Here is a 9,381-nt window from a genome sequence, read left to right on the forward strand (position 1 = left end):
GGGGGTGGGTGCCTTTCGCAGCGGGACGTACCCACGGAAGGCGGCAGCAGGAGCGCGGTGAGGCGCGGGACCGCCCCTGCGGACACGTTCGGGTGAGATACGTGGAGACGCGGGGGATGCCCCGGCCCGGGGTTCTCGCGTCGCCGCGTGGATACGGCCCCGAGATGCGCGGGCCGTCGCGGCGCGCTTCCGCGCGGCCGGGGGCGGGCCTCAGCGACAGTGGATGTCGGCCACGGACTGCGCGGACACACCGATCAGCGCCAGCTCGAAGGCGGCGTGTTCGAAGGTGTGTGCAGGGCGCGGCATGGGCCACAGACTGTACGAATGTTCGCCCGCTGGCAAAGGTGTCCCGGAATGAGAGACAGAACGTCCCAAATTCCGGTATGCCGGGGGCGGCGGTCCGGTGGCCACCGCGGTCCGGTGACCACCTCGGTCCGGCGCCCCGGGCCACCGGTCCCGCCCGGCTCAGTCCCCGTCAGGTTCCGTGCCCGCCCGGTGCGGTGCCCGCCCGGGCCCGTACCGCCCGGACCCGTACCCGCCCGGTTCAGTGCCCGTCCAGGAACGGCTTCAGTGCCCGTCGGGGAACGGCCAGGCGTTGGGCCGGCAGGTCGCGCCGTCGGTCGTCAGGAACTTGGTCTGCTGCATCATCACCGGCGCCAGGGCGCCTTGGCGCCCGCAGCTCTCGTGGTTGCGCCCGAGCCGGTGGCCGACCTCGTGGTTGATGAGCATCTGCCGGTACGCGTGCATCTTGTCCGGCCCGTAGGTCTTGGCGCCCTGCGCCCACCGGTACGCGTTGATCATGACGCGTTCGGTCGCCGCGGAGTCGCACGACACGTTGTCCTCGGTCGTGTCGAGCCCGGACTTGGCGCACCACTTGCCGGTGGTGCCGGGGCTGGCCAGCGTGATGACGAAGTCGGCGTCGCCGGAACCCACCCGCTGGAAGGTGCGCCGCCCGCCGTGCGCCCAGCTCCGCTCGTCGTTGAGGGTCTTGTGCACCGCGTCGGCGAACAACTGGCCGTCGAGGCCCATACCGTCCTCGACGTCGACCCGGTAACGCAGCACGCGGCCGTGGCCGGGCGCCTTCGCGTCCCCGCCGGTCGGCTTGAACTGCCCCGAGGCCGCCAGCTTCTCGTCCAGCGGGAAGACCTTGGCCATCTTCTGGTCGTACGAGGCGGGGGCCGCCTGCTGCGTGGGCCGCGTGTTGGAGCGCGAAGCCGCCTCGGCGGCCCGGTCCTTCTCCCCCATCGCCTGCGCCTTGCTGTCTTCCTGCTGCTGCTCGGTGACCTGTCCGGCCACCACGACCGCGAGCACGGTCGTCACGGCCGCCGCGGCCACGCCGGTGAAGGTACGGCTCTTGGCGGTCTTCCGGCCCGGGCCGGGTCCCGCGCCGGGCCGGGAACCGGAACCGGTCCGGGGTTCCTGGGCGCCCGGGCCGGCAGCGTCCAGGTCGCCGTCCGGCTCGTCGGCCGCGCCGTCGCCCTCCCGCGGGAAGACCACCGACCGGCCGGTGGAACGTCCGGGTCCGGACTCCGGGGCTCCGGCCGCGAACACGTCGTCGTCCGTGTTCGCCGGACCGGCGGGGCGGGGTCCGCCCGGCGCCGTCTCGAAGGCGTCGACGTACTCCTGACGCGGCGTCGGGGCCCGGCCCTGCGGAACGAACGGCGATCCGGCCGTACCCGTACCCGTCGAGGTCGGGCCGAGAGCGGGACCGCTCCCGGCACCGGGGGCGGGCCTCGCCGCGCCCTCGCTGCCGTCCCCGAAGGGGGTGAATCCGTGCGCCGGGGTGGCCGGCGGCGACTGCGGGGCGCCGGCGGGGTGCCCGGCGGCCGGTTCGGTTGCGGGACGCCCGGTGACCGGTCCGGCGGCGGGGTGCCCGGCGGCCGGGCGGCCGTCGCGTGGACGCGGTACGCGCGGTGTGCCCTGCGCGGGCGTGCTGCCGGGGGCTTCCTGCGCGGGCGCGTTCCGGGGCGTGCGTTGCGCGGGCGGCGGCCACGGTGCACCGGCCGCGGGCTCGTGGCCGGGCACGCGAGCCCCGGTCCCGTACCGAAGTGCGCCCTGCGCGGGCTCGTGCTCGGGCGTGCGCTGCCGGGGCGTCTGACGGAACTCGCCGAACCGGGTCGCGTCATGCGGCGCGCTCCCGGCGCCGCCCGCCTCGGCGGCCTCCCCGCCGCCTTCCGAACCGGCCTGCGCCCCCCGTCTCCGGCGGCCCGTGCCCGGCCCGGGGGCGGGTACGGCGCCGGCTGCCGCGCCGGACCCGTCCGCCTCGCCCACCTCAGCTATCCCGGAGGTGTCACCGGCGGTTGCGGCCGGGCCCCGGCGGCTGTGACGTCCCACTCGGCCTGTCAGCTCCTACCCACGTCGGAAGGCGTGCTCCCGGCTGCGGCCTGTCCCGCGCCGGCGATCGCGCCCACCCCGACCGCACCACGCGCGGCCGCTTCGTCGTCCAACAGCTCGCGGAAGGCCCGCGCCACCGTTTCCGGGCACTCCATCATCGCCACGTGCCCCGTCTCCGGCAGCGTCAGCAGCCGGGAGCCGCGGAAAGCGGCGGCCGCCCGGCGTGCCATCCGGAAGGAGACCAGGCGATCGCGCCCACCGTAGACGAGAAGCGTGGGCGCCAGCACCCGCTGCGCCTGGCGCCACAGATTGTGCTGCCCGCCGAGGGTGTACGCATTGACGATGCCCCGTGCGGAGCGCGTCATCACCTCCCAGAAGTAAGGGAGTTCGAGGCGCCGGGTGTACTCCTCGACGGCGGCGGTGAAGCCGTCCGGGGACACCAGGGCGGGATCGCCGTAACACAGGGCCAGCACCTCACGGGTGCGCCGCTCCGGCGACCAGTCCCGCGTCAGCCTGCTGAACAGCCGGGTCACACCCGGCACGGCGAGCAGCCCGGTCGGCACCGCGGACAGCTGCGGCGGCAGCTCGGGCAGCGCGGGCGAGATCAGCGTCAGGGTCCGTACGAGGTCCGGGCGCACCGCCGCCACCCGCGTCGCCGCGGCGCCGCCCATCGAGTTCCCGAACAGGTGCACGGGGCCGCGGGCGCTCGCGTCCAGATAGCGGATGACCGCCCGCGCCTGCGCCGACACCGAGTAGTCGCCGTCGTCCGGCGGCGGCGCGTCGCCGAACCCGGGGAGGTCCAGCGCCTCGCCGTCGACCCGGTCGGCGAGCAGCGGCATCATCGCGGACCAGTTCTGAGAGGAGCCGCCGAGGCCGTGGACGTAGAGCGCGGGCGGCAGGCCGGGCCGCTCGCCCGGCACCCCCCGCACGCTCAGCGTCAGGCCCGGCAGGCCCACGGAACGCACCGTCTCCCCCGCACCGACACGTGAGGGACGGCCCGCCGGGGGCACCGGGAGTACGGCCCGGGCGTCCGGCGATCCGGTCGACTCCGTCGAAGACATGCGTCGATGTTACGAGACGATCACGCCGCCGATCGTGTGTTCGCGCTCACACACCGCATCGCGTTTCGCAACCCGCTCTCTTAGGCTCGGACAGGAAGGGCACCCGTGTGATGAGCGCTCGCGTGCGGACGCTCGCCCTGGCCTCCGAAGTACGTGAGAGAAAGGGAGCCACCATGCCCGTCGACCCGACCGACCCGGACACCTTCGAGGACGAGACCGACGCCTCGGAGTTCGATGTCGAAGCACCGGAAGCCGACGCCGCCGAGCAGCACGCGGACGTCGCCGCACACCACGACGAGCCGCTGACCGGCATCGACCCGGACGCCGCGAACGTGGCGGACGTCGCCGAGCAGGCCCGCGTCGTGGATCTCGACGAAGACGATTACCGATGACCTGGGGCCATATGTCGGCTTCCCACAGCGTTCGGCCACAGATTTTCTCGCCCGTGACCACGCGCACCCGGGTTACCCAAAAGTACGATGGCGTCCGCGGCGCACCGCTGTGTGTGCGCCGCGGACGGAACGACACCTGGGAGGCAGCGTGAGCGCCATCGAGCAGACCGAGGCGGCACGCCCGCGGGGCACACGCCTGCCACGCCGAGCCCGGCGCAACCAGCTCCTGGGCGCGGCCCAGGAGGTCTTTGTCGCGCAGGGTTACCACGCGGCCGCGATGGACGACATCGCCGAGCGCGCCGGCGTCAGCAAGCCCGTGCTCTACCAGCACTTCCCGGGCAAGCTGGACCTCTACCTGGCCCTGCTGGACCAGCACTGCGAGGCACTGCTGCAGTCGGTGCGCACCGCGCTGGCCTCGACGACCGACAACAAGCAGCGCGTCGCCGCGACGATGGACGCCTACTTCGCGTACGTCGAGGACCCGGGCGGCGCCTTCCGCCTCGTCTTCGAGTCCGACCTGACCAACGAGCCCGCCGTGCGCGAGCGGGTCGACAAGGTCTCCCTGGAGTGCGCCGAGGCGATCAGTGAGGTCATCGCCGAGGACACCGGCCTGTCCAAGGACGAGTCGATGCTGCTGGCCGTCGGGCTGGGCGGCGTCTCGCAGGTCGTGGCGCGCTACTGGCTCTCCTCCGAGAGCACCGTGCCGCGCGCGACCGCCGTACAGCTGCTCACCTCGCTCGCCTGGAAGGGCATCGCGGGCTTCCCGCTGCACGGCGCCGAGGGCCAGTGAGCCGGGCCGCCGGCCGCTGACGGCCGGCCGGTCCGCGGGGCCGCGGCGGGTGCGCGCCGCGGGTCCGGCGGGGCGGCCCACCGGACCCGTACCGCACTCGCGTCCCTTCCCTGTTCGCTGCGGGCGTGCTCCGCGGCGTCCTGTCCGTCCGCTCACCGGGCTAATGTGTGCTGCGTACGGCGCGGATTGCCGCGCACCTGCCCCGGGCCGCGCCCCGGGGCACCGAGACCGTCGGAGGGACAAAGCCGTGGAGGTCAAGATCGGCGTGCAGCACGCGCCCCGCGAGATCGTTCTGGAGAGCGGGCAGACCGCCGAGGACGTCGAGCGAGCGGTGGCGGACGCACTGGGCGGCAAGTCGCAGCTGCTGAGTCTCGTGGACGATCACGGCCGCAAGGTCCTGGTCCCGGCGGACCGGCTGGCCTATGTGGAGATCGGCGAGCAGACCGCTCGCAAGGTCGGTTTCGGCACGCTGTAGCCGGCCGCGGGCCCCTGAGGAGGCCCGTGCGCACCCGTCACGAGCGGCGGCCCGGAGAGATCGTCTCCGGGCCGCCGCCGTGTGTTCCGCCGCCCCGCGGACTCGGTCCGCCGACGAGGGTTGCCGCGCATTCCCGCTGGGTACGACGGCCTACGACCGATTTGTGTCGTCCAACCGGTCGTAACCGCGGGAGGGATAAGCCATGGTCCTGGAAGCTCTCGGCTCCGTGATCGTCGGACTCGCCATCGCACTGGCCGCCGCACACCGGCTGCCCGGCCGGTTCCCCTCGCGCCCCCTGACCCTGACGACAGGCCCCGCCGCGGCTCTCCTCGGCGCCTTCCTGGCCCACTCCATCCTGGGCCCGGACCACTTCGTCCAGACGCTGCTGGCCGCCGGCGGACTGAGCGCGGCCATGCTCTCGCTGCTGGTCCGGCCGAGCCGGAGGCTGGTGCCGGTGCGGGGGATGGCCCGGTAGGGCCGGACCCGCCGCACCGGCGGGGCCGGCCCCGTCGCGGGCGCCGTCTACGCGGCGAGCCCCAGCGCGGCCATCCGCTTCGTGTGCGCCTCGGTGATCCGCGAGAACATCCGCCCGACCTCCGCGAGGTCGAACCCGTCGGCCACACCGCCCACCAGCATCGTCGACAGCGAGTCCCGGTCGGCCACGACCCGCTGCGCCTGGGACAGCGCCTCGCCCATCAGCCGCCGCGCCCACAGCGCGAGCCGCCCGCCTACGCGCGGTTCGGCCTCGATCGCGGCCCGTACCTTCTCGACGGCGAACGTGGCGTGCCCGGTGTCGTCGAGGACGCCGAGGACCAGGTCCCGGGTGTCGGAGTCGAGCCGGGCCGCCACCTCGCGGTAGAAGTCGCTGGCGATCGAGTCACCGACGTACGCCTTGACCAGGCCCTCCAGCCAGTCGGACGGCGCGGTCTGCCGGTGGAACTCGTCCAGCGCCGCCGCGAACGGCTCCATCGCCTCGTTCGGCTCGGCCTCGATCTGCGCGAGCCGGTCCCGCAGCCGCTCGAAGTGATGGAATTCGGCCGACGCCATCTTGGCCAGCTCCGCCTTGTCGTCCATCGTCGGTGCCAGCTTCGCGTCCTCCGCGAGCCGCTCGAAGGCGGACAGTTCCCCGTAGGCGAGCGCGCCCAGCAGGTCGATCACCGCGGCCCGGTACTGCGGCTCCGCGGAGGCCGCCGCCCAGTCCTGAGCGGCGATCCCGGTGTGTTCTTGCGCGTCGTCGGCGGTCTGCGCTGCTGCGTTGTCAGGCGTCTCCATGAAGCGCACAATAGCCCGCTGTGCAACCGGGGGAAGTGGCTGGTCAGCCACTCCCGTCCCACCCGACCGAACGATTGCCCGGACACACGTGTGGCTATCCGGGGTATGGTGGTAATGCGCCCGCCGAGTATCGGTGGGTTGTTCCACACATGCGGATGCCCGGTCGGTGGCCCGATCGGCTCCAACCCGACCGCCCTCTTTCGCGGCGCGTACGAGACGTACGCACAGTGGGAGGGACACCGCTCGCGGTATGAGTGCTTGAGCGAAGGCAGTGGTCCCGCGCCGTCCGGCCGATCGAGGCCGGCCCGTACGAAACCGTGCGAGGGCGCGGTACGACCCCCTTGGCCGCCTCGTGCCGCGTCTCACAGAAGAGGCAAGATTCTGTCTACGTTCCGAGAGCTCGGGATTCTCCCCGAGACCGCCGAGGCCCTTGAGGCCGTCGGCATCACGTCCCCCTTCCCCATCCAGGAGATGACGCTCCCCGTGGCCCTGTCGGGCTCCGACGTCATCGGCCAGGCCAAGACCGGCACCGGCAAGACCCTGGGTTTCGGCCTCCCCCTGCTGGAGCGCGTCACCGTCCCCGCGGACGTCGAGGCGGGCCGGGCCAAGCCCGAGCAGCTGACGGAGGCCCCGCAGGCCCTCGTGGTGGTCCCCACCCGTGAGCTGTGCCAGCAGGTCACCAACGACCTCCTGACCGCCGGCAAGGTCCGTAACGTGCGGGTGCTGTCGATCTACGGCGGCCGTGCGTACGAGCCGCAGGTCGAGGCCCTGAAGAAGGGTGTCGACGTGGTCGTCGGCACCCCGGGCCGCCTGCTGGACCTGGCGGGCCAGAAGAAGCTGAACCTCTCGCACGTCAAGGCGCTCGTCCTGGACGAGGCCGACGAGATGCTGGACCTCGGCTTCCTGCCGGACGTCGAGCGCATCATCAACATGCTGCCGGTGCGCCGCCAGACCATGCTGTTCTCCGCGACCATGCCGGGCGCGGTCATCGGCCTGGCCCGCCGCTACATGTCGCAGCCCACGCACATCCGCGCCGCCGCGCCGGACGACGAGGGCAAGACCGTCGCCAACATCAAGCAGCACGTCTTCCGTGCCCACTCGATGGACAAGCCGGAGATGGTCACCCGCATCCTCCAGGCGAACGGCCGCGGCCTCGCGATGATCTTCTGCCGTACGAAGCGGACCGCGGCCGACATCGCCGACCAGCTCGCGCGCCGCGGCTTCGCCTCCGGCGCGGTGCACGGCGACCTCGGCCAGGGGGCGCGCGAGCAGGCGCTGCGCGCGTTCCGCAACGGCAAGGTCGACGTGCTGGTCTGCACCGACGTCGCCGCCCGCGGCATCGACGTCGAGGGTGTGACGCATGTCATCAACTACCAGTCCCCCGAGGACGAGAAGACCTATCTGCACCGGATCGGCCGGACCGGCCGCGCGGGCGCCAAGGGCACCGCGGTCACGCTGGTCGACTGGGACGACATCCCGCGCTGGAAGCTGATCAACAAGGCGCTGGACCTGCCGTTCGACGAGCCGGAGGAGACGTACTCCACCTCCCCGCACCTCTACGAGCTGCTGGAGATCCCCGAGGGCACGACCGGCGTACTGCCGCGCGCGGCACGTACGCGGGCCGGGCTGGCGGCGGAAGAGGTCGAGGACCTGGGCGAGACCGGCGGCCGCGGCCGCGGTCCGCGCCGGGGCGCCCCCGCCGTCGAGGAGGAGCGCCCGCGCCGCAACCGCACGCCGCGCCAGCGCCGGCGCACGCGGAACGGCGCGCCCGTGGACGCTTCGGGCGCCCCCGAGGCGCCGGGTACGGCCGAGGGCGGCAGCGCCGCCACCGACGGACCGCGCCAGCCGCGCCGCCGCCGTCGCACACGCGGCGGCTCCGGCAGCGCGTCGGCCGCCGTGACGCCGGTCCGTGACGAGGCGGCGCCGGCCGCCGAGAACGTCGCGTCCGAGGCCGCGCAGACCGCCGACGCCACCGCGGCGCCGGCCAAGCCGCGCCGCCGCCGCACGCGGGGTTCCGCGAACGCCGCCGCCAAGGCGGAGGCGGCCGCCGCGACCGCGGTCGACACGGCCGAGGGCCCCGCCGAGACCGTCAAGGTCCCGGCACAGGCCGTCGCCGAGGCGCCGGTCGCCGCGGAAGCACCGGTCGCCGCCGAGGCCGTCGAGGCCGAGGCGCCCGCGAAGACCCGCCGCCGTACGCGCAGCGCCAAGCCCGCGGCGGAGGCCGCTGTGGAGGCGGCGGAGAGTGCGGAGACGGTTGTGGAGGAGGCTGCTTCTGCCAAGCCCCGCCGCACGCGCAAGACCGCGGCCGCCGCGAAGGCCGAGGCAGCCGTCGAGACGGCCGAGGCCACCGAGCCCGTCGCGGAAGAGGCTGCGGCCAAGCCGCGTCGTACGCGGAAGACCGCTGCCAAGAAGGCCGAAGCTGTCGTCGAGACGGCGGAGGCCGCCGAGCCTGTCGCGGAGGAGGCTGCGGCTGCCAAGCCGCGCCGCACCCGTAAGACGGCCGCCACGAAGAAGGCGGAAGCCGCGGTGGACACCGCGGAAGGCGCGGAGACGGTCGCGGAGGAGGCTGCTCCTGCCAAGCCGCGCCGTACGCGCAAGACTGCCGCCGCGAAGGCCGAGGCCGCTGTCGAGACGGCCGAGGCCGCCGAGCCTGTCGCGGAAGAGGCTGCCACCAAGCCCCGCCGCACTCGCAAGACGGCCGCCAAGAAGGCGGACGCGGCTCCCGCCGCCGACGCCGTCGCGGAGGAGGCTGCGCCTGCCAAGCCGCGCCGCACCCGCAAGACGGCCGCCACGAAGAAGGCGGAAGCCGCGGTGGACACCGCGGAAGGCGCGGAGACGGTCGCGGAAGAGGCTGCGGCCAAGCCCCGCCGTACGCGGAAGACCGCCGCCAAGAAGGCGGACGCGGCTCCCGCCGCCGACGCCGTCGCGGAGGAGGCTGCGCCTGCCAAGCCGCGCCGCACCCGCAAGACCGCCGCCAAGAAGGCCGTGGCGGAAGCGCCGGCCGAGGGCTGATCCCGACCGCGCCGACGGCCCGGTTCCCGCGTGTGGGGGGGGCCG

The 9,381-nt window shown here is 74.0% G+C and carries 9 protein-coding genes; 5 read left to right on the forward strand and 4 right to left on the reverse strand.

The features are described 5' to 3' along the window. Positions 1 to 210: 210 nt before the first annotated feature. The 3 genes from ACFV57_RS06880 to ACFV57_RS06890 form a co-directional block, all read right to left on the reverse strand. A complete protein-coding gene (locus ACFV57_RS06880; RefSeq protein WP_385226471.1) occupies positions 211 to 306 on the reverse strand; it encodes an Ms4533A family Cys-rich leader peptide in 96 nt (31 codons plus the stop codon). 261 nt (positions 307 to 567) lie between these two features. Next, a complete protein-coding gene (locus ACFV57_RS06885; protein ID WP_385226473.1) occupies positions 568 to 2,334 on the reverse strand; it encodes a DUF3152 domain-containing protein in 1,767 nt (588 codons plus the stop codon). Positions 2,335 to 2,342: 8 nt separating this feature from the next. Continuing rightward, positions 2,343 to 3,395, reverse strand: a complete 1,053-nt coding sequence (locus tag ACFV57_RS06890; RefSeq protein ID WP_385226475.1) for an alpha/beta fold hydrolase — start codon at positions 3,393 to 3,395, stop codon at positions 2,343 to 2,345. 173 nt (positions 3,396 to 3,568) lie between these two features. Here ACFV57_RS06890 and ACFV57_RS06895 point away from each other — a divergent pair, with 173 nt between their 5' ends. From ACFV57_RS06895 to ACFV57_RS06910, 4 genes are all read left to right on the forward strand, one after another. Continuing rightward, positions 3,569 to 3,787 carry a hypothetical protein gene (locus ACFV57_RS06895; protein ID WP_385226477.1) on the forward strand — a complete coding sequence of 73 codons (219 nt, stop codon included), beginning with the start codon at positions 3,569 to 3,571 and terminating at the stop codon, positions 3,785 to 3,787. A 148-nt stretch (positions 3,788 to 3,935) separates the two neighbouring features. After that, positions 3,936 to 4,577, forward strand: a complete 642-nt coding sequence (locus ACFV57_RS06900) for a TetR/AcrR family transcriptional regulator (protein ID WP_385226479.1) — start codon at positions 3,936 to 3,938, stop codon at positions 4,575 to 4,577. A gap of 247 nt (positions 4,578 to 4,824) precedes the next feature. After that, complete coding sequence (locus ACFV57_RS06905; protein ID WP_385226481.1) at positions 4,825 to 5,052, forward strand: DUF3107 domain-containing protein; 228 nt, start codon at positions 4,825 to 4,827, stop codon at positions 5,050 to 5,052. Between the two features lie 202 nt (positions 5,053 to 5,254). Then, positions 5,255 to 5,527, forward strand: a complete 273-nt coding sequence (locus ACFV57_RS06910; RefSeq protein WP_385226483.1) for a hypothetical protein — start codon at positions 5,255 to 5,257, stop codon at positions 5,525 to 5,527. Positions 5,528 to 5,574: 47 nt separating this feature from the next. Here ACFV57_RS06910 and ACFV57_RS06915 read toward each other — a convergent pair whose 3' ends face one another. Further along, entirely contained in the window at positions 5,575 to 6,324 is a 750-nt protein-coding gene (locus tag ACFV57_RS06915) for a ferritin-like fold-containing protein (RefSeq protein ID WP_385226485.1), read from the reverse strand. A 471-nt stretch (positions 6,325 to 6,795) separates the two neighbouring features. Here ACFV57_RS06915 and ACFV57_RS06920 point away from each other — a divergent pair, with 471 nt between their 5' ends. Beyond that, positions 6,796 to 9,336 carry a DEAD/DEAH box helicase gene (locus ACFV57_RS06920; RefSeq protein ID WP_385226487.1) on the forward strand — a complete coding sequence of 847 codons (2,541 nt, stop codon included), beginning with the start codon at positions 6,796 to 6,798 and terminating at the stop codon, positions 9,334 to 9,336. Positions 9,337 to 9,381: the final 45 nt, after the last annotated feature.

The sequence above is a fragment of the Streptomyces sp. NPDC059788 genome, from assembly GCF_042732265.1.
Taxonomy (GTDB): Bacteria; Actinomycetota; Actinomycetes; order Streptomycetales; family Streptomycetaceae; genus Streptomyces.